Origin of the sequence: Brevibacterium sp. R8603A2 (assembly GCF_023072605.1) — a bacterium.
Lineage (GTDB): Bacteria > Actinomycetota > Actinomycetes > Actinomycetales > Brevibacteriaceae > Brevibacterium > Brevibacterium pityocampae.
Genome location: NZ_JALLGN010000003.1, coordinates 109,817 through 134,189, shown reverse-complemented (window position 1 = coordinate 134,189; position 24,373 = coordinate 109,817). Strand labels below are relative to the sequence as shown.

Here is a 24,373-nt window from a genome sequence, read left to right as displayed (position 1 = left end):
CACACGGGCACGGAGGGAGGCGCGGTGGAACCGACATCGACCCCGGCGCTGCTGCGCACGCTGCGCGTCGCACTCCACCTGAGCTTCGCCGCGCTGCTGGCGATCGGCGCGCTGCGCGTCCTCCTCACCCATCGGCCCGACCGGGCGGTCGTCGTCCTCGTCCTGAGCCTCACCCTCGTGCTCGCCGCCGTCTACCTCGCGGGCACGGTGTGGGAGCGGAACTTCGCGCAGGGCCGCAGCCGCCGTGATCCCGGGCCGCTCGCGGTGCCGTGGCTGCTCCTCATCATCGCGCTGTGGACGGTCCTCACCCTGCACAGCGCCGACTTCTCCTGGGCGGCGTTCCCGCTCTTCTTCGTCGTCCTCGTCGTCCTCGGGCGGGCGACCGCGCTCGTGTGCATCGCCGGGCTCACCGCCGTCGTCGTGCTCGCCCAGATCCTCCACGCCCCGCCGTCCGGATTCAGTCCGGCGATGGCGATCGGGCCGGTCATCGGTGCGATCGTCGCCGTCGTCATCGGCTTCGCCTACCGCGCGCTGTACCGGGATGCGCAGCGGCACCGGCGCACGGTGCGGGCGCTCGAGGCGGCGCGCGCGGAGCTCGCACTGCAGGAGCGGGCGGCCGGCCGGGCCGGGGAGCGGGAGCGGCTCTCCCGCGAGATCCACGACACGCTGGCCCAGGGCCTGTCCTCGATCGTCCTCATGTCGCGGGCCGCCCACGAGGCGCTCGCCGGGGAGCAGACGGACCTCGCCGCCGGCCGCCTGCAGGTCATCGAGGACACCGCGGCGCGGAACCTAGCAGAAGCCCGGCGCTTCGTGCGCGATCTCAGCGCTCCGGCGCTCGATGCGGACCTGCCCACGGCGCTGCAGGCGCTATGCGCCCAGACCGCCGAGCTCGCGCGCGCCGCCGGACGGGAGCTCGACTGCCGCTTCCGGGCCGAGGGCGCGCTCGACGGCGCGGCCCTGCCCGGGGCGCACCGCGCCGTGCTCCTGCGGGCGGCGCAATCGCTGCTCGCGAACGTCACCGCCCACGCCGGCGCCCGCACCGCGGTCGTCACCCTCGCGGCCTGGGACGACGCGGTGACCCTCGACGTCTACGACGACGGTGCGGGCTTCCGGGTGGATGCCGCGCAGGCGGGCAGTGCGGGAGACGCCGGTGGCGAGGGGGATCCCGCGATGGCTGCCGGCGACCACGGCTACGGGCTGGTGAAGCTCCCTGCCCGCATCGCGGAGCTCGACGGCACGCTCGTCGTCGAGTCCGCACCCGGGGAGGGCACGGCGGTGAGCGTCCGCCTGCCGCTGCCGGTCGCATCGCGGAGCGAGGGGCCCGCGCCGGTCGCCCTGCGAACCGAACGCACCCAGCCGCAGGACCCGCGGACCAGCTTGCCGAGCACGGACGGGGAGGCGCGATGACCGACACCCGTGTGCTGCTCGTCGACGATCACCCGGTGGTGCGCGCGGGACTGCGCGCGCTCCTCGACTCCGGCGGCGTGCAGGTGACCGCGGAGGCGGGGACCGGGGAGGAGGCGCTCGCGCTCCTCGCCGCGCCGGACCGGGCGTTCGACGTCGTCGTCATGGACCTGCAGATGGGCGCGGGGCTGACCGGGATCGAGGCGACCCGCCGGATCCGTGCCGAGGACGGCCCCCCGGTCCTCATCCTCACGACCTTCGACACCGAGGCCGACATCGTCGCCGCGCTCGACGCCGGGGCCACGGGGTACCTCCTCAAGGATGCGCCGCCGGATGCGGTGCGCCGAGCCGTGCGCGATGCCGCGGCCGGCCGGCCGGTGCTGTCCCCGAGCGTGTCCGCCCAGGTGAGGAAGCGGGCGGCGGCGCCGGCGACGGCACTGAGCCCACGCGAGATCGAGATCCTCCGGCTGCTCGCCACCGGCGCGACCAACCGCCGGCTCGCGCAGGCGCTGTTCATCTCCGAGGCCACGGTGAAGACCCACCTCGTGCACATCTACGCCAAGCTCGGGGTGGACAACCGCACCCAGGCGATCGACCGGGCCCGCAGCGCACGCATCATCTGAGCCACGCACCCTCCGGGTCACCCGCCTTCCGGGTTACGCGTCATCTGGGGCCGGGGCGCCTCGGCGGCGGGTCCAGGGGCGCCACCCCTCGCCGAACCGCGCGGTATCCGAACTCAGCCGCGCAATTGCGCGGCGGTCCCGGGATACTCCGCAGTCCGGCGGCGGGCGCGCCCCTCAGCCCGGTGCGTCGGTGCGGGGATCGTGCTCGGGGAGGAACACCTCGGTTCGGGCGCCGCCGGACGGGCCGTTGCTGAAGGCGATCCGCATCCCGAGCAGCCGGGCCTGGCCCTGCGCGATGACGAGGCCGAGCCCCATGCCGCCGCCCCCGGCGGACACGAAGCGGGTGGGCCCGGTGGCGATGATGTCCGGCGGATAGCCGGGCCCGTGGTCCTCGACGACGACGGCGTGCGGCGTCGTGGTGACGATGATCGGATCCGCCCCGTGCTTCGTCGCGTTGACGATGAGGTTGGACACGATCCGCTCGAAGCGGCGCTGATCGGTGACCACGGTGCGCCCCTCGGAGGCGTAGGCGACCTCGATCTCGTGCCCGGTGGTCACCCCCGAGGCGCCGAGCGTGGTGATGAGCGAGCGGACCGAGGAGTCGAGCGACATCGGAGCGAACTCCGGGTGCGCCCGGCCCGCGTCGAGCCGGGACACCTCGAGGAGATCCTCGACGAGCACCTGCAGGCGGGCCACCCGGTCGCGCACGAGCTCCGCCGGCCGCGACTGCTCCTCGAGGAGGTTCGCGGCGTTGACGAGCCCGGTGAGCGGGGTGCGCATCTCGTGCGCGAGGTCGGCGGTGAAGCGCTGCTCGGAGTCGAGCTTCTCCGCCAGTCGCTGGACGGCGGAGTCCGCCGCCGCGGCGAAGGCGGCCACCTCGTCGTCGCCGGTGTCGATGACGTCGGAGATCCGCGTCGAGGTGTCGCCGGCGGCGATCTTCCGGGCGGCCTGCGCGCCGAGCGTGAGGCGGCGGGAGATCTGCCCGGCGACGATCGACCCGATGCCGCCGATGACGATCGCCGAACCGAGCATCCCGAACAGGATCGCGCGGTCGATCGCGTTGAGGAGCTGCTGGGACTCCGCGGTCGAGGCGCGCACCGCGATGACCGCGGTGTGGGAGCCGACCTCGATCGGGGCGGCGGCCCAGATCACCTCGGTCCCGTCGGCGATGCCCCGGATCGTCACGCTCCGGCCGGCGAGCGCGGCCTCCCGGGCCTCGTCGGGCAGCTCGGGGTCGTCGACGCTCGTGTTGAGGGTGAGGACGCCGGTGTCGGAGTAGATCGAGATCGCGTCGGCGAGCTGGCTGCTGATGTTCTGACGCATCCGGTCGTCCTCCGCCGCCGCGGCGCTCTGCCGGACGATGACACCGCAGGCGAGCACGGCGATGATCACCGAGGACACGATGAGGATGACGATCTTCCACCGGAGTGACACGGGCGACTCCGGTCAGCCGGCGAACCGGTAGCCGAAACCGCGCACGGTCTCGATCATCCGGGCGCCGATCTTCTTGCGCAGCCGCTGGATGTGGACGTCGACGACGCGGGAGTCGCCCGCCCACTCGTAGCCCCACACCGTGTAGGCGATCTTCTCGCGCGAGTACACATGGCCCGGCTCCTCGGTGAGGAGCAGGAGCACGCGCAGCTCGGTGGGCGTGAGGTGGACCTCCTCGCCGTCGACCATGACGGTGAGCCGCCCGGTGTCGAGCACGAGCGAACCGAGCTGGGTGCGGTAGGGGCCGAGCTCCTCGCGCTCGGTGGGCCCGGACCGGCCCGACGGCTGCTGCTGGGCGGGGGCCTGGGCGGCGCCGGCGGTGGGCCGCTGGTGCGGGCGCGCCGGGTACCCGGCCGAGTGGCCCTCGGCGCTCCGGTGGGGCGACTGGGAGGGCGGCTCGGCCAGACCGGGGGACGGGCCGAGCACCTCGGGGATCCCGTCGGTGCCGACCGTGCCCGAGGCGCCGAGCCCGGCGGCGGGCGCGTCCGCCGCGGATCCGACCTCGTCGGGGGAGAAGCCCATGCGGCCGGTGCCGGTGGTGATGAACCGGCGCACCACCGCGCGGATGCGGGCGTTGAGCACCTGCATGTCGAAGGGCTTGGTGAGGTAGTCGTCGGCGCCGGCCTCGAGCGCCTGCACGATGTCGATCGGCTCCGAGCGGGCGGAGATGATGATGATCGGGGTGGTGGAGCGCTCGCGGATGGCACGGCAGATCGAGGCGCCGTTCATCGTCGGGAGCATGAGGTCGAGCAGCACGACGTCGGCACCGTGGGCGGCGACGAACTCGTAGCCGTCGCGGCCGTCCTCGAACGCGGACACGGTGTACCCGAACCGCTCGAGTGAGATCTGGGTGGTCTCGCGGATGACCTCGTCATCCTCGACCAGCACGATATGCATTCTTCTCCTCGCTCCTCATGCCCCGTCGTTCTGCGTGATCCGCTGCCCGGCTTCGAACCCGCCGTCGCGATGACGGTAGACCCGCACGGACCACCCGGACGGACAGCATTCGGGATCCCCCTCCCGGTACATCGACTCCTGGGCGACCAGGGTGCCGCCGCGACCCGGGGTGAGTGTCAGATCATGGCCTGAAACTATCAGGTTCACGCGGGGCCGGTCCTCGACCTGGGAGACGACGACGCCGGCGAACACCCGGTCGTCGCTCGGGGTGGATACGAGCGCGATCTGGAACTTCTGCCCGTCGGCGACGAACGGCTCGGCGAGCTCGATGCACTCGGTGCAGACGAGGAGCACCTCGTCGACCTGCGAGGCGTCGGGCTGATTGCTGATCGTCGTGTCGGCGAGGATCGCCTCCCGGATCGAGGGGAGGTCGAAGGGCTGGTCCGCCGGGCCGGCCGGCGGCGGGCTCACGGTGCTCGAGGACCGGTCCTGCGGGTTCTCGATCCGCAACCCGGGGTCCGGGCCGCAGCCGGCGAGTAGCGCCGCGAGCGCGAGGCCGAGCGCCGGCAGCGCGAGCAGGCGGCGGGGTGCCGAAGTATGGCGAGGTGCGGAGGTTTGCCGGGGTGCGCAGGTGCGGGCGGTCGTCGAGGTGGGACGGTTTCCCGAGGTTCGGCGGGATCCCGAGGTGCGGGCAGGGCGACGTGCTGCCTGTCGGGGGGATCCGGGCTGCCTCGTCACCACCTCAGTGTGCCCCGCCTCGGGCGTCCTCTCAAGGCGGGGCAGGTGCGTGTCCGGAGCACGAGGTGCCTCTCCGCCGGACCGTGGACTGCGCGGCGGACGTCCATGCGGACGGACACGCCTGCTGCCGCGCGTACTGCGGAGTATCCGAATCCGGTCGCGCAATTGCGCGACCGGATTCGGATACTCCGCAGTGGGCCTGCCGCCGGGAGGCCGGGTGCGGGGCCGAGGCGTAGAATGGGGGCCATGACCTCACCTCGGAAGCCCACCACGCCCGCCGGGCAGCCGGCCAAGGCCGTCACCTACCAGCACACGATGATCTTCGGCTTCATCGCGGCGATGGTCGTGTTCGTCTCCACGGTGATCTTCACGCAGGCCTGGAAGTCGCTCACCGCGCTCGGCCTCTCGGTGCTCTACACCGCCATCACGTTCGTCGTCGTGACCGCTGTGGCCGCGCTGCTCAACTGGGTCACCCGCAACGACACCCAGCACGAGAACACCGAGTTCCCCGTCCTCAAGTGAGCTCCCCGTCCCCGTGCGGACGGCCGCATGCGGGCGACCTTGAGCGGGCGGCCTCGTGGGGGCGAACTCGTGCCGGCGAGCCCATGTGTGGCGTCCTCAGGTGAAGCGCTGAGACTGCGATATCTCGCGGATTCCTTCTCAGGAACCGCGAGATATCGCATTCCGGGGGTCAGCGGAAGCGGAGCAGGCGCAGGCTGTTGAGCACGACGAACACCGAGCTGAACGCCATCGCGGCCCCGGCGATCATCGGGTCGAGCAGCCCGGCCGCGGCGATCGGGATCGCGGCGGTGTTGTAGGCGAAGGCCCAGAACAGGTTGCCCTTGATGATCCCGAGCGTGCGCCGGGACAGGCGGACGGCCTGCGGGATCTGCTGCGGATCGCTGGCCACGAGCGTGATGTCCGAGGCCGCGATCGCGGCATCCGTGCCGCTGCCCATCGCCAGCCCGAGGTCCGCGCGGGCGAGCGCGGCGGCGTCGTTGACCCCGTCGCCGACCATCGCCACGACCCGGCCCTCGTCCTGCAGCCGCTCGACGACCGCGACCTTGTCCGCCGGGCGGACGTCGGCGTGGACCCGGGTGATGCCGACCTCGCGGGCCACGGCGTGCGCGGCCCCGGCGTGGTCGCCGGTGAGGAGCACGGGCTCGAGCCCGAGCTCGCGGAGCTCGCCGATCGCGGCGGCGGCGCTCGGCTTGACGGTGTCGGCGACCTCGATGCGGCCGACGTACTCCCCGTCGATCGCCGCGGCGACGAGCGTCGCGGCGGCCCCCTCGGACTCGTCGGCGACACCGGGGATCCCGGCCTCGCGGAGCAGCCCGGGGCGCCCGATGAGCAGCGTCCGGCCGTCGACCACGGCGCGGATGCCGCCGCCGGGGATGTTCTCGAAGTCGGTGACGTCGAGACGCGCGGGCTCGGCGTCCCCGGCACTCGCCGACTCCGCCGCGCGGGCGATCGCCTGGGCGATCGGGTGCTCGCTGCGGGACTCGGCGGCGCCGACCCGGGCGAGCTGCTCGGGTGCGAGATCGTGTCCGACGACCTCCATGCGGCCCTCGGTCACGGTGCCGGTCTTGTCGAGCACGATGGTGTCGACCTTGCGGGTGCTCTCCATCACCTCGGGCCCGGAGACGAGGATGCCGAGCTGCGAGCCGCGGCCCGAGGACACCGCGAGGGCGGTCGGGGTGGCGAGTCCGAGCGCGCACGGGCAGGCGATGATGAGCACGGTGAGCGCGGCATGGAGCCCGGTGGTCCAGGTGCCGCCGAGCAGCCCCCAGCCGAGCAGCGTGAGCACGGCGATGACGATGACGGCCGGCACGAACACCGCCGACACCCGGTCGGCCAGGCGCTGCACCGGCGGTTTTCCGGTCTGCGCGCGGGTGACGAGATCGGCCATCGCGGCGAGCGTGGTCTCCGCACCGACGCGGGTGGCGCGGACCTCGAGCGAGCCGGAGGTGTTGACGGTCGCCCCGGTGACGGGATCGCCCTCGGCGACCTCGACCGGCACGCTCTCGCCGCTGAGCATCGACTCGTCGATCGCGGAGTGGCCGGCGACGACGACCCCGTCGGTGGCGATCTTCTCCCCGGGCCTGACCCGGAACACGTCGCCGATCACGAGGTCCTCGACGGGCACCTCGACCGCGGTGCGGGCAGCGCCCTCGCCCCGGAGCACGGTCGCCGAGCGGGCGCCCAGGCTCAGCAGCTCGCGCAGCGCGCGCGTCGCGGTGCCCTTCGCGCGCTCCTCGGTGAGCCGGCCGATGAGGAGGAACACCGTGATCGCGACGGCCGCCTCGAACCAGATGTGGTAGTCGTGCGGCAGGTGGAGGACGTGGCCGCGGGACACGGCGAGGCCGAGGGTGAAGAGCGAGTACAGGCCGGCGACGGTGATGCCGACGCTGACCAGGGTGTCCATCGTCGTCGAACCGCCGCGGGCGGCCTTGAACGCCGCCTGGTGGAACGGCCAGGCGCCCCAGGTGATGACCGGCAGGCTGAGGACCAGAACCACCCACTGCCAGCCGGGGAAGTGCCAGCCCATCACCATCGAGATCGCGATCACGGGCACGCCGAGGATCGCCGAGCCGATGAGGCGGGGACGCAGCCGCTCCGTGCCGTAGTCGACGACCTCCGGGCCGGCGCCGCCGGTGAAAGGGGCGCGGACGGTCGCGGAGTAGCCGGCGCGGGACACCGTGTCGGTGATCTGCTCGTCGCTGACGTCGCCGGTGACCTCGACATGGGCGGAGTTGAGCGGCAGGTTGACGCTCGCGCTCACGCCGTCGAGCCGGTTGAGCTTCTTCTCGATCCGGGCCGAGCACGAGGCGCACGTCATCCCGGTGATATCGAGGTCGAGCTCGCGCACCCCCACCGGGGCCGAGGTGCCGGCGGGGGTGCCCGCCGGTCCTGCGGCTCCGCCCGGTCCCGAGGTGCGCGAGGCGCTGGGGGAGGTCATGTCACTTCACCTCGTAGCCGGCCTCGTCGACCGCGGCGGCGACGGCCGCATCATCGAGCGGCTGCTCGGAGGTGATGGTGACGGGGGAGCCACCGCCGGCCACGAGGTCGACCTCGACGGCGGAGACGCCGGGCAGCGCCCCGACCTCCTCCTTCACGGCGGCGACGCAGTGTCCGCAGGTCATGCCGGTGACGGTGATCGTGGTGGTGGTCATGTGGTTCTCCTTCAGTGGTGGATGGCGGTGATGGGCGGGTGGATCCGGTGAAGCCGGCGCAGCCCCTCAGCTCTTGATGAGGCGGGCGATCGCGGCGGTGGCCTCGGCGATCTTCGCCTCGGCCGCTTCCGGCGATTCCTGCGCCGCGGTCACCACGCAGTGCTGCATGTGCTCGTCGAGCAGGCGGATCGACAGGGAGTGGAGAGCGGCGGTGGCGGCGGAGACCTGGGTGAGGATGTCGATGCAGTACTTGTCGTCCTCGATCATCCGGCCGATCCCGCGCACCTGCCCCTCGATGCGTCTGACCCGTGCGAGGTGGGCGGCCTTGTCCGCGGTGTAGCCGTGCGGCGGCTGCGGCTCCGGGCGGGTCTGCGGTGTGTCCATGTCTGGATGATATACCCCTAGGGGGTATAAATCAAGAGGGTGACGGGAGGGCCGGGCGGCAGGATGTGCGGATCGGCCGGGCGGGCGGTCGGCGGCCGGAGCCCGGGTGGCGTCCGGGTGGACCCCGGTCCGGCGAGGTGAGGCGCCCGGCCCGGGGAGGTGAGGGGAACCGGGTCGCCGCCGGCCCGGCGAGGTGAGAAGAACCGGGTAGCCGCCGGCCCGGGGACGTGGCGGATCCACCACGCGCATGTGCCGATCCGGCGACCCGATGGGCCCGGCCCGGGCGCGGACTGCGGCACAATGTCCCCATGAGTGCCCGTGACCTGCCCGATCCGCCTGTGCCGCAGCCGCAGCCGGAGGACGGGTCGCGTGCGCAGGTCCCCGGCGCCGCGCCTGCGGAATCGGGAGGCGAGCCGCAGCGGGATGCCGAGCGGCCGCGCCGCCGGTCCGCCCGGGCCGTGCACTGGCGTCGGCCCGACCGCCGTCGCCGCCGCGGCAGGGGGCCGCTGCGCTGGTTCCGGATCGGGGTCGCCGGGCAGATCCTCCGCGCGATCACCGTGATGTTCCTCGGCATCGTGCTCCTCACCACGACGATCCTCTACATCCAGCTCTCGCAGAAGAACAACGAGCACTTCCAGGGCCTCCTGGCCTCCTCCGCGGACTCGCTCGCCGCCTCCCCGGCCGTCCACGAGGCGCTGTTCGCCGACTCCGCCTTCTACTCCTCCGATGAGCAGGCCCCCGGGGCCGGCCCCGGGTGGATCGAGGGCACTCAGGGGCGCGAGGACTTCACCGACTACCTCACCGCGGTCAAGGCCGACTACGAGCTCGACCGGCTCGCGGTGTTCTCCGCCGATGCGCTGCGCGGGGCGGAGATCGGCTCCAGAGCGAGCGACCCGGGCGAGACGATCCCCGCCACCGGCGGGCCGGCGACGGAGGAGGCCGCCGCGGAGGTGCTCGCCGCGATCGATCCCGACCCCGTGCTCTCCGGGCGCACCGTCCTCCAGTTCGTCGACGGCGAGGCCGGTGGCACCCTCTACGCCGTCGCTCCCGTCTACAGCACGCCCCCGGGGGAGGAGCCGGCCGCGGACGCCGAGGTCGCCGCCGTGGTCGCCACCGGGCTCCACGCCGACTCCATCCGCGCCGATTTCGCCCCGCAGGGCCGCTGGATCATCGGCAGCGGTGCACTGACGATCCTCATGGGCACGATCGCGGTGTGGCTCGCCTCCCGCGGACTCAAACGGGTGACCGGCGACTACGGGACCCAGGAGCTCGGCGAGATGCTCGACTTCTACTCCTCCGTCCTCCAGGCGGTGAGCGAGGGGCTGCTCCTCGTCGACCGCAACCACGGCATCGTCCTCCACAACACCGAGGCCGCCGAGCTCGTCGGCCTGCCCGCGGACGCGACAGGGGACCCGGTGCGGATCGCCGACCTCGAGCTGCCCGGATCGCTGCGCGAGCTGCTCGTCAGCGGCCGCTGGGCGCGCGACGAGATCCACTACACCGATGACCACGTGCTCGTCGTGAACCAGCAGCCCACCGAGCAGTCACCGGACACCTGGGTCACCACCATGCGCGACCACACCGAGCTCCAGGAGCTGTCCGGCGAGCTCGTGTCGGTGCGGTCCTTCTCCGAGTCCCTGCGCTCGCAGACCCACGAGTACGCGAACCGGCTCCACACCATGGTGTCGCTCATCGAGATCGGTCACAGCGACCAGGCGCTCGAGTTCGCCACCCGTGAGATCGACCAGATGGACCGGCCGGCGGACAACCTGCTCGGCGGCTTCGACCACCCTGTGCTCTCGGCCCTGCTGCTCACGAAACTCTCCCAGGCCAAGGAGGCCGGCATCGACCTCGAGGTCGACACGAGCGGCCTGACCGGCGGGCTGGCGGCCGAGGACCGCGACCTCGTCACCGTGATCGGCAACCTCCTCGACAACGCCTTCGACGCGGTGTCCCGGGCCGGCACAGCACCGGAGCGCCGCCGGGTGTACCTCACGATCTCCGGAGCCGAGGAGCGCGGCTACACCGTCGAGGTCGCCGACGACGGCCCCGGCATCCCCGAGGACTCCGTGGACCAGGTGTTCGAGCGCGGCTTCTCCACCAAGCACGACGGCGTCGAGCAGGATTCGGGCGCCGGCCGCACCGAAGACGGTGCCCGCGGGGTCGGGCTGTCGCTCGTCGTGCAGGCGGTGCGCCGCCTCGGCGGGGCGATCGACGTGCGCGGCGGGCCCGACTGCGAGGGCGACCCGCTGGGCGCGGCGTTCGAGGTGTGGCTGCCCGGCACACCGCCGATCCGCCAGTCCGGCGTCCCCACGGGCAGCCTGCCGATCGTCGCGATGCCGGAGGAACCGCGGGATGCCGCAGGAGGCGCCGCGGGGTCCGGGGTGTCGCGCGATGCCGCGCCGGCCTCCGCGCCCGGGCCCGCGACGGGGTCTTCCATCGGGCCCGCGACGACGCCCGAAGCCGGCTCGCGGCCCGGATCCGAGGGAATCCATTAGGCTGGAGACGAGTATGGGAGCGCAGCACAGGCAGACCGATGATCACGGTGTCGGAGTCCTCGTCGTCGAGGACGAGAGCGTCGCCGCGAAGGCGCACGCCCAGTACGTCGATCGGCTCGAGGGATTCCACGTCGCCGGGATCGCCCGCAACGCGACGCAGGCGCTCGCCGCGCTCAGCGGCCAGATCATCGGCATGGACCCGGCGCGGATCACCCTCGTCCTCCTCGACATGAACCTGCCCGACGGCCACGGGCTGCAGCTGCTCCGCGCGATCCGCGGCAAGCACATCCCCGTCGACGTCGTCGCGGTGACCGCCGCCCGCGACATGCAGGTCGTCCAGGAGGCGCTGTCGCTGGGTGTCGTGCAGTACATCATCAAGCCCTTCACCTTCCCGGTATTCAAGTCCAAGCTCGAGGCGTACCTGGGCTACCGGGCCACGCTCGCCGCCGACTGCGACGGGGCGGAGATGACGCAGACCGAGGTCGACGCCGCGCTCGCGGCCCTCGGCGCCGCGCCGGCGAAGACGGCCCCCAAAGGGGTGCCGGAAGCGGTGCAGGAGCAGATCACCGGGGTGCTCGCCGACGGGAGCGCGATGTCCGCAGCCGAGGTCGGGGACCGGATCGGGGTCTCGCGCGTCACCGCCCGCCGGTACCTCGAGGCGCTCACCGACGCCGGAGCGCTCGACCGCCGGCCGCGCTACGGCTCCGCCGGCAGGCCGGTGCTCGAGTACCGGATCCTCGATTGAGCAGCCGCCGCACCGGCCGGTGAGCGCCCGCCGCGCCAGGCGGCCGACCACCCCGGGCGACGGCTGTCAGCGCTCGGGGGCGAACAGCGAATCCGTGTAGGCGCTGCCGACCACCGCGTGCGGGTCGAGGCGCGCCCGCAGGGTCCGGAAGTCCTCGAAGCGCGGGTAGACCGCACCGAGCTCGGCGGCGGTGAGCGTGTGGACCTTGCCCCAGTGCGGGCGGCCGTCGAACTCGCGGCAGATCTGCTCGATGCGGCGGAAGTACTCCGCGGAGTCGTCGCGGAAGAACCGGTGGCAGGCGATGTACATCGACTCCCGGCCCGTCGCGGTCGACAGGGGCACGTCGTCGGCGGCCGTCGTGCGCACCTCGAGGGGGAACGAGATCCGCCACCGGCGCTCCTCGATGAGGTCGCGGATCCGGGCGAGCACCTCGGGCCCGGCGGCGAGCGGCACCGCGTACTCCATCTCGGTGAACCTGACGCGGCGCGGGGACACGAAGGCCTCGTGCGCGGGCGCCCGGTAGAGGCGGTTCGAGGCCGCCTCCGCGGCGGCCCGGTTGAAGAACGGCACGAGCGCCGGCGCGCGGTGGCCGATCTCGCAGATCGCCCGCAGCGCCCCGTTGTCGAGCACCTCCTCGTTCAGCAGCTGCGCGAGGCGATGGCGGGGCCGGGCGGCGGACATCCCGGCTGGCGGCGCCTGGCCGGGGGCCACCCGCACGTTCGTCTTGACGAGCGCTCGGTCGGTGTGCGGGAACCAGTAGAACTCGAGGTGATCGCACTGCGCGGAGCGGGCGACGAAGGTCGCGAGGAGATCGTCGAAGGGCTCGGACTGCTCGCGGGCGACGACGTCGAAGCGCGGGACGCACGCGAGCTCGATCTCGGTGATGACACCGAGCACGCCGAGACTGAGGCGGGCGAGGTCGAAGACGTCGGGGTCCGCGGCTCGGGAGAGTTCGCGGCGCGCGCCGTCGGCGGTGAGGAGCGTGAGGCCGGTGACCATCCCGGCGAACCCGGTGAAGCCGAGCCCGGTGCCGTGGGTCCCGGTGGAGATCGCGCCGGCGAGCGACTGCGGGTCGACGTCGCCCTGGTTGGCCAGCGCGAGGCCGTGCGGGGCGAGCAGCGCGGGGATGTCGCGCAGCCGGGTGCCCGCCCGGAAGCGCACCCGCCGGGTGGCGGCATCGACGGCGACGATCCCGCTCAGCGCGTCGAGGGAGATCATGGTCCCGGTCCCGAGTGCGACGGGGGTGAGGGAGTGCCCGGCGCCGATGACGCGGATCCGCTCCCCGCTCCCGATCGCCGCGGCGACGACCGCGACGAGCTCGGATTCGTCGGCGGGAGCATGGAACGCCGCGGGGTGGGCATGCGCGGTGCCCGACCAGGTGCTCACGCGGCGGCTTCGTCCGGTCCCGCTCGTCGGCGCACCTGTCAGTGCGCCCATCCGGAACCTCGATACGTCGACCATGAGTCGATGATCTCACCGGCGGCGACAACGTGGAATCCGGTGAGGTGCTCCGCGAGCTCCCCGGCCTTGGCGTGCCGGAGGAAGACGTGGGCGCCGAGCGGCAGTGTGTCCGCGCCCGGACCGTGGAGCGGGGTCTGCACCTCACCGGGGCCCTCGGTGGAGCTGTAGGCGAGGCCCGCCGGCCAGGCGATCGTCGGCTGCCGGTCGTCCCCGGGCGGGCCCGAGGCGATCCAGCCCCCGCCGGCGACCGTCACCCAGCCGGGGGCCGGCCTGCGGACCACGGGGAGGGCGAAGAACGCCGCCGGCTCGTGGCGGAAACCGCGGTAGGTGTCGTAGAGGCCGGGGGATAACAGCCCGGAGCCCGCGGTGAGCTCGGTGAGCGTGCCCTCGGCCGCACTCGTCTCGAGCGAACCGGTGCCGTCGCCGTTGACGAACTCGAGCTCGGCGACCTCGTGGAGCGCGGCGACGACCCGGGTGCGGCGCTCGCGCAGCTCCGCGACGGACATCCGGCGCACGGTGCGCACGGCGAGCGCGTGCGGGCCGCGCCCGGCATCGCCGAGACCGGCGATCTGCCCCTCGTACGACATCACACCGACGAGTCGGAGTCGCCGGTCGGCCGCGACCCGCCCGGCGAGGGCACGCGCCTCGGCGGTCTCCCGCACCGGGCTCCGGCGGGCGCCCAGGTGCACGCGACCGCGGGTGAATCGAGCGGCCGGGCGGAGCGAGGCATCGAGATCGAGGCACAGGCGCAGCGGCTGCGCGGCGGCGGAACCGGCGGAACCGGTGGGGGCGAGCGCTGCGAGAAGGACGTCGATGCCCTCGTCCGAGTCGACCATGAGTGTGATGTGGGCGAGCGCCTCGGCGTCGGCCGCCAGCGCGCGGAGACCCTCTCGGTGGACGGTCGGATACGCGACGACGATGTCGCGGAAGCCGAGCCGGTGGAGATCGAGCGCCTCGGGCAGCGAGAAGGCGAGGATCCCGCCGTAGCCGGGGGCGGAGAGGACCCGTTCGAGGGCGCGGGGTACGCGGAGGGATTTCGAGGCGACCCGGATCGGGAGCTCAGCGGCACGGGCGCGGAGCGCGGCGATGTTGCGATCGAAGGCATCGCGATCGATGACGCCGAACGGCCCGTCGAGATCGCCGACGGCCCTGCGCAGCTCCTCACGCACCATGGAGCCAGCCTAATCGACGTCGACCCGAGAAGTTACTCATTCGTAGGGTCGGGTGTTCCCGGGGGCGCGTCTGGGATCATGGGGGCATGACTGCGAAGCGCACCGCCGACATCGGCACCTCTCCCGCCGCCTCCTCCGCGGCCTCTCCTGCAACCGCCTCGGCCGAGCACCCGGTCGCCCTGCCCGAGCGGCTGCGGGAGTTCCTCGCCGGGGATCCGCTCGCCGATGTCTCCGGCTCCGGCGCCCCGGTCGAGGTCAGAGCTCCCTTCACCGGGGAGCTGCTCGGCACCTTCGCCGGGTGCACGGCGGACGATGTCGCCGTACGCTCCCGCGCCGCCCGGATCGCCGGCAGGGCCTGGGCGGACCGCCCGGTGCGGGAGCGCGCCGCCGTCGTGCTGCGCCTCCATACCCTCATCCGCTCCCACGAGGAGCTCATCCTCGATGTCATCCAGGCGGAGAACGGCAAGGCGCGGCTGCACGCCTACGACGAGGTGCTCGACGCCTACAACGTATGCCGCTACACCGGGGTGACCGCCTCGCGGGTGCTCCGGGCGCGCTCCCGGCGCGGCGCGATCCCGGGGCTGACGACCACGCGCATCGACCGGTCCGCGCTCGGTGTCGTCGGCTTCATCAGCCCCTGGAACTATCCGCTGTCGCTCGGTGCCACGGATCTTCTCGCCGCCCTCGTCGCCGGCAACGCCGTGGTCCACAAGCCCGACTCCGCGACCCCGCTGTCGAGCGTGCTCGTGCGGCGGCTCGCGATCCGGGCAGGACTCCCGGCCGATGTCTGGCAGCTCGTGCCCGGCGAGGTCGCCGAGGTCGGGGAGAGTCTGCTCGACCACGTCGACGGGCTGTCCTTCACCGGGTCCACCTGCGCGGGGCGCGGCATCGCGGCCGAGGCGGCGGCCCGGCTGCTGCCCACCGTCCTCGAGCTCGGCGGCAAGAACCCGATGATCGTGTGTGCGGACGCGGATATCGACGCCGCGGTCGCCGGCGCGGTGCGCGGGAGCTTCAGCTCGAGCGGCCAGCTGTGCCTGTCGATGGAGCGGATCTACGTTCTGCGGCCGCTCTACGAGGAGTTCTGCACGCGCTTCGCGGCCGCGACCCGGGCTCTCACCCTGGGGGCGGCCTTCGATCACTCGGCCGAGGTCGGCACCCTGAGTTCGGCCGCGCAGCTCGATCGGGTGCAGGAGCACATCGACGATGCCGTGGCCGCCGGCGCCCGAGTGCTCGCGGGCGGCCGGGCGCGGCCCGACCTCGGCCCGTTCTTCTTCGAGCCCACGGTGCTCGTCGATGTGCCGGAGTCCGCACAGCTGTGCCGGGAGGAGACCTTCGGCCCGGTCGTGGCGGTGTCCGCGGTCGACAGCGAGGACGAGGCGGTGCTCGCGGCCAACGACACCCCCTACGGTCTCAACGCGAGCGTGTTCTCCGGCTCCCGGCGGCACGGGATGGCCGTCGCGCGGCGCCTCGAGGCCGGGATGGTCAACGTCGACGAGGCGTTCGCCGCGGCCTGGGGGTCGATCGACGCGCCCTCGGGCGGGTGGAAGGACTCCGGGCTCGGGCACCGCCACGGGCCGGAGGGCCTGCTCCAGTTCACCCGCACCCGGACGATCGCCCACCATGCTCTCGTGCCGCTCGCACCCGGCGGACGCCTCTCCCCGGCTCGCTTCCAGCAGGTGATGACCGGCGCCCTCGACGTCATGCGCGCCCTGCGGATGGGCTGATTCCGGGGGGGTGGTCAGCCCGCGCTGCGCTCCTGCCAGGCGCGCGCCTCGGCGCGGGCGAGGTCTGCGGCCAGACCGGTGTACGTCGCCGGGGTGAGCGCTGCGAGCCGCTCCGTCTCCGCCTCCGGCAGTCCGAGCCCGCGCACGAACTCCACGAGCTCCTCGCGTCCCACCCGATGACCGCGCGTGAGCTCCTTGAGCTTCTCGTAGGGGTTGTCCATGCCGGGCACGCCCTGCAGGTAGGCCGCGCGCATGACCGACTGGATCGCCTCGGCGAGGACCTCCCAGTTCGCGTCGAGGTCGGCGTCGAGCGCCGCGGTGTTGATCGCGAGCTTGTCGAGGCCCTTGACGAGGTTGTTGAGCGCGAGCAGCGAGTGGCCGAGCGCCACGCCGATGTTGCGCTGGGAGGTCGAGTCGGTGAGGTCGCGCTGCAGGCGGCTCGTCACCAGCGTCGAGGCCAGGGAGTCGAGGAGCGCGCACGACAGCTCGAGGTTCGCCTCGGCGTTCTCGAATCGGATCGGGTTGACCTTGTGCGGCATCGTCGACGAGCCGGTCGCGCCCTCGACCGGGATCTGCGTGAAGTAGTTCATCGAGATGTAGGTCCACATGTCGGTGGCGAGGTTGTGGGCGATCCGGTTGAACCGCGCGACGTCGGCGTAGAGCTCCGCCTGCCAGTCGTGGGACTCGATCTGCGTGGTGAGCGGGTTGAAGGTGAGGCCGAGCCCCTCGACGAACGTCTGCGCGATCCGCGGCCAATCGGCGTCGGGGACGGTGACGGCGTGGGCGGCATATGTGCCGGTCGCCCCGTTGATCTTGCCGAGGTACTCCGTCGCCGCGATCCGGTCGTACTGGCGGTGGAGCCGGTGGACGACCACTGCGACCTCCTTGCCCATGGTCGTCGGCGTCGCGGGCTGTCCGTGGGTGTGGGAGAGCATGGGGACGTCGGCGAGCTCGAGCGCCATCGCGGCGAGCGCGTCGATGAGGGCGGCTGCGCGGGGCAGCCACACGGTCTCCACCGCATCCTTGATGCCCACGGCGTAGGACAGGTTGTTGATGTCCTCCGAGGTGCAGCAGAAGTGGACGAGCTCGGACAGGTCCTCGGCGCCGACGTGGCTCAGCGCCTCCTTGATCGCGTACTCGACGGCCTTGACGTCGTGGACGGTGACGGCCTCGAACATCGCGAGCTGGGAGATCGTCTCCTGGTCGAAGCCGGTGACGATCGACCGCAGGTGGGCGCGCTCCTCGTCGAGGAGCGCGCGGGTGCCCGGCACCACGCCGGCATCGGCGAGATGGATGAACCATTCGACCTCGACATGGATCCGATTGCGGTTGAGGGCGGCCTCGGACAGGTGGTCGACGAGCGGAGCGGCATCCGCCCGATAGCGGCCGTCGAGGGGTCCGAGGGCGATGGTCGGATCGAGCTGGGCGAGAGTCACGCGAGTCATGCCCACATCTTCGCACGAGCGTCCCGACGGTGGGAGGGGAGTCCGGCGGGCGCACCGGAGGGTGATCGAGGGGGCGAGCCGGAGCGCGCTGTGGGGTGCGACGGAGCGCGCTGAGGGGTGAGCGGATGCGCCTGCGGGCCGGGTGCACGGGTGATCGGCGCACGGCCGTGCGACCGGTGCGAGCGCGGCCTGTGGACAGGGCTGCCTCCCCTGCGACCCCGGGGCGGGGATCGCGGTCTCTCCCGTGCGGTTCCCGACGGTGGACGGATCGCCGTGCGTCCACAGGGAGCACCGGGGGCTCGATGGGCGGCTGCGGCCCGGTGCACGGTGGGCGCATGCTCATCGACGAACTCGAGAAGAACCGGCGCGGCTGGGAGGAGGTCGCGGACTCCCTCGCGCAGATCGCCGAACGCTGCCTGCGCGGCGGTGGAACGGAGTGGGCGTCGACGTCCGCGGACAGGTTCCGGGACGAGCTCGCCGACCGCGTCACCGAGCTCCACCGGCTCCGGGAGCTCGCACTCGCTGTCGTCGACGCCTATGCGCGTCATATTCCTGCGGTGCAGGATGCCGAGCTGCCCGCCGATGCGCTCCTGCTGTGAGGAGGGGGCCTGCTGTGAGGAGGGGGGTCGTGGAATCGCCTCGGGGGCATGGGCCGGACAGGCGCTGGATCCCGTTCTCCGCTGCGGAGGTGCTCGCTCTGCCGCCGGACCTGCAGGCCGGCTGGCCGGACGCCCAGCGTCCCACGGCTGTGAGCTGTGCCCTGTCCGCCCGGCCCGGGGCGGGGCAGGGCCCGTCGTCGACCGGGCCGCTGTCGACCGGACCGTCGGACCCCGAGCCGGCGCCGAGCGAGCTGTCGGCCGGGCCGACCGCGGCGTGGGTCGCGCGGGCCTCGCTCATCCTCGGCGGGGCTCCGGTGGTGGGCGGGTTCGAGCTGCTCGGTCCGGGCCTTCGGATCGTCGTGAGCGCCGGTGTGCTCCACCGTGCGTGCTGCGTGGTCTGGCGCTGGACGGACGCCCGCGGTCAGTCGACCCACCCCGGTGGCGGCTGCCTGCTCGGCCGGGTCGATCGGGCTGCTCGCCTGCCGGAGCTCATCGCCGAGCTCGTCCCCCGTGAGACCCCGGCGGCGGTGCTCGGCGTCCTCGGGCCCCGCGGGGCCGAACCGGAGCCGTGGACGATCGGCCGGTCGGCGTCCCCGCCCGGCAGGGGAGGGGCGGGGCCGGAGGCGGGCACGGCGGCGCCCGTGCTCGGCGCGCATCTCCTCGCCGCGCAGGTGCGAGCTCGGGTCCGCGCCGATCTGCATCGCGCCGTCCTCGCCGCAGCCGGGGAGACGCGCGGGAGCACGACCGGAGGGCCCGTCGGGGAGCCCGGCGTCGGTGACTCCCGTCGAGGCGGCCGGTGCGGGGCGGGTCGTCGATGAGCCACGGAGTCTCCACCCACGGCGGGCCCGGCGGAACCCGCGCGCGGACCGAGGACCTCGCCGACTTCGCCGCGGAGCTGCGCGGGATCGCCGAGGAGGTCGCCGAGCTCTTCCTGCGCAGCGCCGGGAGCGAGCTCGACCCCGTGCTCGAGCTCTCCGCGGTGACGGCGCCGACGACCGCCTTCGAGGTGTCCCGGCGGAGCACGGAGTTCCTCGGCGCAGCGGCCGGGGTGTCGGGGCGGCTCGCCGGCACCGGGATAGCGCTCGGGGCGGCGATGCTCGCCTACCGGGCTGCCGAGGACTTCGCCGCGAGTCTCTTCGACCGGGTGCTCACGGCCACGGGCAACGTCCTCGGGCACGCCTTCCGGACTGCGATCCCCCTCCTCGCCCCGATCCTGTTCCGCGGCCTCGTCACCGTCGGCGTCGTCCTCGCGATCGCCGACCGGATCGGTCTCGACGAGCTCCTCGAGAACGCGTTCGGCATCGACCTGCCGGAGGTCACCGCGGCGGGTCTGGCCGTCCTCGGGCGAGAGCTGTTCGCCGGCTCCGACGGTGCCGCCCGGATCATCGAGCACGTGCTGCCCGGGTTCGTCGCCGGTTTCCTCGGCGTGCCGCCGGGACTCCAGGCGCAGTTCGGCGATCGGGGGCCGTGGCCGCACGATTCGCAGTCGGTCACCGAGTGGGTGATCGCCGGCGGTCGGGCGGGCGGGCTCATGCGTCGCACCGGGGTCGACGTCGCGCACACGGAGCGCCCCCCGGGCCGCCGGCCGGCCCGGGCGCCCGCCGGCCTCCCCGAGCTGTTCGCCCGCACGCTGGCCGGTCACCGCGGCAGGGACAACGGGCGGGTGCAGATCGAGCGGATCCGCGGGGCCGACGGCGCGGTGCGGTGGATCGTGTACGTGCCCGCGACGACCGACTGGTCCGCCCGCACCGGGAAGAACTCGACCGATCTCACGACCAATGTCGAGGGCGTGGCCGGGCACGACACAGCGATGCGGGAGACCGTGCGGCAGGCGGTCGCCGAGGCCGAGATCGGCGCGGACGAGGAGGTCATGCTCGTCGGATACTCCCAGGGCGGCATCACCGCGGCCTCCCTCGCGGCGGACCCCGCGTTCCGGAACTCGGTCTCCGTCACGGCCCTGCTCACCGTCGCGAGCCCGGTCTCGGATTTCGACATCCCCGACGGGATCTCGACGCTGTCGATCGAGCACGAGCAGGACCTCGTCCCCGACCTCGACGGCGGCGAGAACCCGGACCGGCCGAATTGGACGACGATCACCGTCGACCTCGACACCGACGCGCTGCGCGACGATGAGCTGTCCGCCGGGCGGACGGAGGACCAGATCGACGAGGTGCTCGCGAATCCCGGGTTCGCCCACGGCGGCGATGTCTACGCCGCGACGATCGACCGCCTCCACCGGGAGGGGGAGCCGGGCCTGCTCGCCTGGCAGGACTCCCGCGCCGGGTTCTTCTCCGGGGAGGTGGAATCGGTGCAGGACTCCGTCGGCACCCGCCGCTGAGCACGCTCGCGGCTGCGGATCCAGGCCGCTGACGAGGGGATTCACTCCGACGTCCGAGCAATTGTGGAGGAGATGACAAAACCCGATCGGACCTCGGCAGTCCTCGACAAGCGACGCCGGACGGTGCCTAGCTGTACTTCCTCGGGAGGTTGTGATCGGGATTTGAGGTGAAAGAAGACCTCCGATATCGAAGTGGGTAACCACACTCACTCGAACCGGAGGTCTTCCATGACTCACCGTAATGCACCGATGACCGTCGAGGGTAGGCGCCGGATGGTAGCCCTGGTTGTTGAGGCCGGCTGGTCCCAGCGCCGCGTGGCCGAACGGTTCCAGGTCTCCCCGGCCACCGTGTCCCGCTGGGTGCGCCGCCACCGATCCGGGGCCGGGCTGCAGGATCGCTCCAGCCGTCCGCACCGCAGCCCGCACCGGCTGGCGCAGCGCACCGAACGGCGGATCATCGCCATGCGGTTCACCAAGCGGTGGGGTCCGCACCGCATCGGCTACCACCTGGGCATCCCGCGGTCGACGGTGGGACGGGTGCTGGCCCGCTACCGGATGCCGAAGCTGGAGTGCATCGATCAGGCCACCGGGCTGCCGGTGCGGCGACCACAACCGCACCGCTACGAGGTCGATGCTCCCGGGCAGCTGGTCCACGTCGACGTCAAGAAGCTGGGCCGGATCCCCGACGGCGGCGGCTGGCGGGCTCACGGCCGCGGTTCAGTCCAGGACCTGCGGGCGCAGTCGGCCCGCACCAAGGCGGCCCGCGCGAAGGCGTCCCCAGCACGCGGGTATCGGTATCTGCATCACGCCGTCGATGACCATTCCCGGCTGGTGTACTCCGAGATCCTCGACGACGAGAAGAAACACACCGCCGCCGGCTTCTGGAACCGGGCGAACGCCTTTTTCGACAGCATCGGTGTCACCGTGGAGGCGGTGATGACCGACAACGGGTCCTGCTACCGGTCCGGCGACTTCAGACAAGCGCTTGGCCCGGAGGTCAAGCACAAGCGCACCAGACCTCGTCGGCCGCAGACGAACGGGAAAGCCGAACGGTTCAACCGAACCCTGATGGTCGAATGGGCCTACGCCAGGCCCTACTCCAGCGAATCCGAACGGGAAGCCGCCTACGAGACGTTCCTCCACGACTACAATCAGCATCGAGCCCACACCGCTATCGGAGGCCTCACCCCAGCCGACCGCGTTCACAACCTCACGGGGAACTACACCTAGCGTGAGGGGTATCCGCGGGCACCGGCCGCGGTGCCGACGGGCCGAGGACAGCGATGCCGCCGCGCCGCGAGGACGGGCGCCGGGAGGCGCCCGGGAAGGCGAGCCGCATAGTTTGGCAGAGTGCGATGAATCCGTTAGCGTATATCCACTATGTGAAATGCATCACCACCACGGGGCCGCCGAGCACACCCGCATCACGGCACCACAGCCGCTGGCGACCGGACGACACCCTCATCCGGGGGCCACGACATGAGGAGAACTGGTATGACATCGAACATTGCGCAGGCCCCCGACTCGAAGACGAACTCGGAGCCGAGAATGATTCAGATGCTGACCCCCGAAGGCGATCGCGTGAGCTCGGGAGAGTACGACGCCTTCGCCGCAGAGCTCACCGACGACGACCTCCGGAACTTCTACCGCGACATGGTGCTCGTGCGCCGCGTCGACGCGGAGGGCAACGCCCTGCAGCGCCAGGGTCAGCTGGGCCTGTGGGCCCCGCTGCTCGGCCAGGAGGCCGCCCAGATCGGAATGGGCCGGGCCTTGCGCCCGCAGGACTTCGTCTTCCCGACCTACCGCGAGCACGGCCTCGCCTGGTGCCGCGGCGTGCAGCCGGAGACCCTGCTCGGCATGTTCCGCGGGCAGAACCACGGCGCCTGGGACCCCCAGGAGAACCGCTTCCACACCTACACGATCGTCATCGGCTCCCAGGCGCTCCACGCCACCGGGTACGCGATGGGGATCAGCCTCGACGGGGACGTCGGCACCGGTGACCTCGAGCGCGACAGCGCCACCATCGCGTGCTTCGGCGATGGCGCCACCTCGCAGGGCGACGTCTCCGAGGCCCTGACCTTCGCCGGTGCCTTCCACGCCCCCGTCCTCTTCTTCTGCCAGAACAACCAGTGGGCGATCTCCGAGCCGACGAGCGTGCAGACCAAGGTGCCGCTGTTCAAGCGCGGCGAGGGCTTCGGGGTGCCGGGAGTCCGTGTCGACGGCAACGACATCATCGCGATGTACGCAGTCGCCCGCGCCTCGCTCGACAGCGTCCGCGCCGGACACGGTCCCATGCTCATCGAGGCCTTCACCTACCGGATGGGCGCGCACACCACCGCCGACGACCCGAGCAAGTACCGCGACGCCGCGATCACCGAGCAGTGGAAGGCCAAGGACCCGATCAGCCGGCTGCGCGCCCACCTCGAGAAGTCGGGTCTCGCCGACGACGGCTTCTTCGCCGAGGTCGACGCCGAGGCCGACACCCTGGCTGCACGCATCCGCAAGGCATGCATGGAGATGCCCGAACCCGACCCCGCGGAGATCTTCGACTTCGCCTACGCCGGGGAGCACTCCCTCGTCGCCGAGGAGAAGGCCGCGTACCTCGACTACCTCGACTCCTTCGCCGACACGACGGACGGGGGGCGCTGACATGGCAGCAGACACCTCGACGACCGAGGCCCCCGGGTCCTCGCTCACCACCCTGCCGCTGTCCAAGGCGATCACCGCCGGGCTGCGCCGGGCGATGGAGGACGACGACAAGGTCGTCCTCATCGGTGAGGACATCGGGAAGCTCGGCGGAGTCTTCCGCGTCACCGAGGGCCTGCAGAAGGACTTCGGCGAGGCGCGCGTCATCGACGCCCCGCTCGCCGAGTCCGGCATCGTCGGCACCTCGATCGGCATGGCGATCCGCGGCTACAAGCCCGTCATCGAGATCCAGTTCGACGCCTTCATCTACCCGGCCTACGACCAGATCGTCACCCAGCTCGCCAAGCTCCACAACCGCACGCAGGGCCACGAGCAGATGCCGCTCGTCATCCGCGTGCCCTACGGCGGCGGGATCGGCTCCCCGGAGCACCATTCGGAGAGCCCGGAGACGGTGTTCGCCCATCACGCCGGGCTTCGCCTCATCTCACCGTCGACGCCGCACGACGCCTACTGGATGATCCAGGAGGCCGTGCAGAGCCCGGACCCGGTGATGTTCTTCGAACCCAAGCGCCGCTACTGGACGCGCGGGGAGGTCGACACCGCCGAGCGCGGCCTGCCCCACGATCGGGCGCAGGTCGTGACCGAGGGGACCGACCTCACGCTCCTCGCCTACGGCCCCCTCATGCCGACGGCCAAGGACGTCGTCGCGGCCGCGGCGGAGGAGGGCACGAGCATCGAGCTCATCGACCTCCGCTCACTGTCCCCGATCGACTTCGACACGATCGAGGCCTCGGTCCGCAGGACCGGGCGGCTCGTCGTCGCCCACGAGGCCCCGGTGTTCCTGGGCCTCGGCGCGGAGATCGCCGCTCGGATCACCGAGCGCGCGTTCTTCCACCTCGAAGCGCCCGTGCTGCGGGTGGGCGGCTTCCACACGCCCTACCCCGGCTCCAAGCTCGAGCACCACTACCTGCCCGACCTCGACCGGATCCTTGACGGCGTCGACCGCGCACTCGCCTACTGACGCCCGCCCCGCCC

General features: G+C 72.4%; 21 protein-coding genes. 12 read left to right on the top strand and 9 right to left on the bottom strand.

The window, feature by feature from the left end:
- Positions 1-24: 24 nt before the first annotated feature.
- Together MTQ12_RS04135 and MTQ12_RS04130 are read left to right on the top strand one after the other, a co-directional pair.
- Positions 25-1,407, top strand: coding sequence for a histidine kinase (locus tag MTQ12_RS04135; RefSeq protein WP_247424255.1), 1,383 nt, complete (start codon positions 25-27; stop codon positions 1,405-1,407).
- Positions 1,404-2,027: a response regulator transcription factor gene (locus MTQ12_RS04130; RefSeq protein WP_247424252.1), complete on the top strand. Its 624-nt coding sequence runs from the start codon at positions 1,404-1,406 to the stop codon at positions 2,025-2,027. Before MTQ12_RS04135 ends, MTQ12_RS04130 begins: the two co-directional genes overlap by 4 nt.
- A 174-nt stretch (positions 2,028-2,201) precedes the next feature.
- On the opposite strand, the gene MTQ12_RS04125 is transcribed toward MTQ12_RS04130, so the two are convergent.
- From MTQ12_RS04125 to MTQ12_RS04115, 3 genes are read right to left on the bottom strand one after another with little or no spacing between them, the layout of a single operon-like run.
- On the bottom strand, positions 2,202-3,461 hold the full coding sequence (locus tag MTQ12_RS04125; protein WP_247424249.1) for a HAMP domain-containing sensor histidine kinase: 1,260 nt from the start codon (positions 3,459-3,461) through the stop codon (positions 2,202-2,204).
- A 12-nt stretch (positions 3,462-3,473) separates the two neighbouring features.
- Complete coding sequence (locus MTQ12_RS04120) at positions 3,474-4,415, bottom strand: response regulator transcription factor (RefSeq protein WP_247424246.1); 942 nt, start codon at positions 4,413-4,415, stop codon at positions 3,474-3,476.
- Between the two features lie 15 nt (positions 4,416-4,430).
- Entirely contained in the window at positions 4,431-5,153 is a 723-nt protein-coding gene (locus tag MTQ12_RS04115) for a hypothetical protein (protein WP_247424243.1), read from the bottom strand.
- A gap of 246 nt (positions 5,154-5,399) precedes the next feature.
- Between MTQ12_RS04115 and MTQ12_RS04110 the strand changes: the two genes are divergently transcribed.
- Positions 5,400-5,675, top strand: coding sequence for a hypothetical protein (locus tag MTQ12_RS04110; RefSeq protein WP_247424240.1), 276 nt, complete (start codon positions 5,400-5,402; stop codon positions 5,673-5,675).
- A 169-nt stretch (positions 5,676-5,844) separates the two neighbouring features.
- Here the strand turns inward: MTQ12_RS04110 and MTQ12_RS04105 are convergent, their stop codons facing one another.
- The 3 genes from MTQ12_RS04105 to MTQ12_RS04095 form a co-directional block, all read right to left on the bottom strand.
- Positions 5,845-8,112 (bottom strand): heavy metal translocating P-type ATPase, encoded by a 2,268-nt coding sequence (locus MTQ12_RS04105; RefSeq protein ID WP_348983843.1) that lies wholly within the window; start codon positions 8,110-8,112, stop codon positions 5,845-5,847.
- Position 8,113: 1 nt separating this feature from the next.
- On the bottom strand, positions 8,114-8,326 hold the full coding sequence (locus MTQ12_RS04100; RefSeq protein ID WP_137318581.1) for a cation transporter: 213 nt from the start codon (positions 8,324-8,326) through the stop codon (positions 8,114-8,116).
- Between the two features lie 66 nt (positions 8,327-8,392).
- Entirely contained in the window at positions 8,393-8,710 is a 318-nt protein-coding gene (locus tag MTQ12_RS04095) for a metal-sensitive transcriptional regulator (RefSeq protein WP_247424237.1), read from the bottom strand.
- A 308-nt stretch (positions 8,711-9,018) separates the two neighbouring features.
- On the opposite strand from MTQ12_RS04095, the gene MTQ12_RS04090 reads away from it, so the two are divergent.
- Together MTQ12_RS04090 and MTQ12_RS04085 are read left to right on the top strand one after the other, a co-directional pair.
- Positions 9,019-11,208, top strand: a complete 2,190-nt coding sequence (locus MTQ12_RS04090) for an ATP-binding protein (RefSeq protein WP_247424236.1) — start codon at positions 9,019-9,021, stop codon at positions 11,206-11,208.
- A 13-nt stretch (positions 11,209-11,221) separates the two neighbouring features.
- On the top strand, positions 11,222-11,953 hold the full coding sequence (locus MTQ12_RS04085; RefSeq protein ID WP_137318584.1) for a response regulator: 732 nt from the start codon (positions 11,222-11,224) through the stop codon (positions 11,951-11,953).
- 66 nt (positions 11,954-12,019) lie between these two features.
- On the opposite strand, the gene MTQ12_RS04080 is transcribed toward MTQ12_RS04085, so the two are convergent.
- Positions 12,020-13,339: a D-arabinono-1,4-lactone oxidase gene (locus MTQ12_RS04080; protein WP_247424233.1), complete on the bottom strand. Its 1,320-nt coding sequence runs from the start codon at positions 13,337-13,339 to the stop codon at positions 12,020-12,022.
- A gap of 38 nt (positions 13,340-13,377) precedes the next feature.
- Positions 13,378-14,586 carry an alanine racemase gene (locus MTQ12_RS04075; protein WP_247424229.1) on the bottom strand — a complete coding sequence of 403 codons (1,209 nt, stop codon included), beginning with the start codon at positions 14,584-14,586 and terminating at the stop codon, positions 13,378-13,380.
- Between the two features lie 86 nt (positions 14,587-14,672).
- On the opposite strand from MTQ12_RS04075, the gene MTQ12_RS04070 reads away from it, so the two are divergent.
- Positions 14,673-16,310 (top strand): succinic semialdehyde dehydrogenase, encoded by a 1,638-nt coding sequence (locus MTQ12_RS04070; RefSeq protein WP_247424226.1) that lies wholly within the window; start codon positions 14,673-14,675, stop codon positions 16,308-16,310.
- Positions 16,311-16,324: 14 nt separating this feature from the next.
- Here MTQ12_RS04070 and purB read toward each other — a convergent pair whose 3' ends face one another.
- Positions 16,325-17,755 carry an adenylosuccinate lyase gene (gene purB, locus MTQ12_RS04065; protein ID WP_247424222.1) on the bottom strand — a complete coding sequence of 477 codons (1,431 nt, stop codon included), beginning with the start codon at positions 17,753-17,755 and terminating at the stop codon, positions 16,325-16,327.
- Between the two features lie 335 nt (positions 17,756-18,090).
- On the opposite strand from purB, the gene MTQ12_RS04060 reads away from it, so the two are divergent.
- From MTQ12_RS04060 to MTQ12_RS04035, 6 genes are all read left to right on the top strand, one after another.
- Complete coding sequence (locus MTQ12_RS04060) at positions 18,091-18,354, top strand: hypothetical protein (protein ID WP_247424218.1); 264 nt, start codon at positions 18,091-18,093, stop codon at positions 18,352-18,354.
- A 29-nt stretch (positions 18,355-18,383) separates the two neighbouring features.
- Positions 18,384-19,172 (top strand): hypothetical protein, encoded by a 789-nt coding sequence (locus MTQ12_RS04055; RefSeq protein WP_247424215.1) that lies wholly within the window; start codon positions 18,384-18,386, stop codon positions 19,170-19,172.
- The gene (locus tag MTQ12_RS04050; protein ID WP_247424212.1) at positions 19,169-20,692 is read left to right on the top strand and encodes a hypothetical protein; all 1,524 of its coding nucleotides are present in this window, start codon (positions 19,169-19,171) and stop codon (positions 20,690-20,692) included. Before MTQ12_RS04055 ends, MTQ12_RS04050 begins: the two co-directional genes overlap by 4 nt.
- Before the next feature lie 228 nt (positions 20,693-20,920).
- The gene (locus MTQ12_RS04045) at positions 20,921-21,922 is read left to right on the top strand and encodes an IS481 family transposase (protein ID WP_247424209.1); all 1,002 of its coding nucleotides are present in this window, start codon (positions 20,921-20,923) and stop codon (positions 21,920-21,922) included.
- Between the two features lie 318 nt (positions 21,923-22,240).
- Positions 22,241-23,341, top strand: coding sequence for a pyruvate dehydrogenase (acetyl-transferring) E1 component subunit alpha (gene pdhA, locus MTQ12_RS04040; protein WP_247424482.1), 1,101 nt, complete (start codon positions 22,241-22,243; stop codon positions 23,339-23,341).
- Position 23,342: 1 nt separating this feature from the next.
- Positions 23,343-24,359, top strand: coding sequence for an alpha-ketoacid dehydrogenase subunit beta (locus MTQ12_RS04035; protein WP_247424206.1), 1,017 nt, complete (start codon positions 23,343-23,345; stop codon positions 24,357-24,359).
- Positions 24,360-24,373 lie beyond the last annotated feature (14 nt).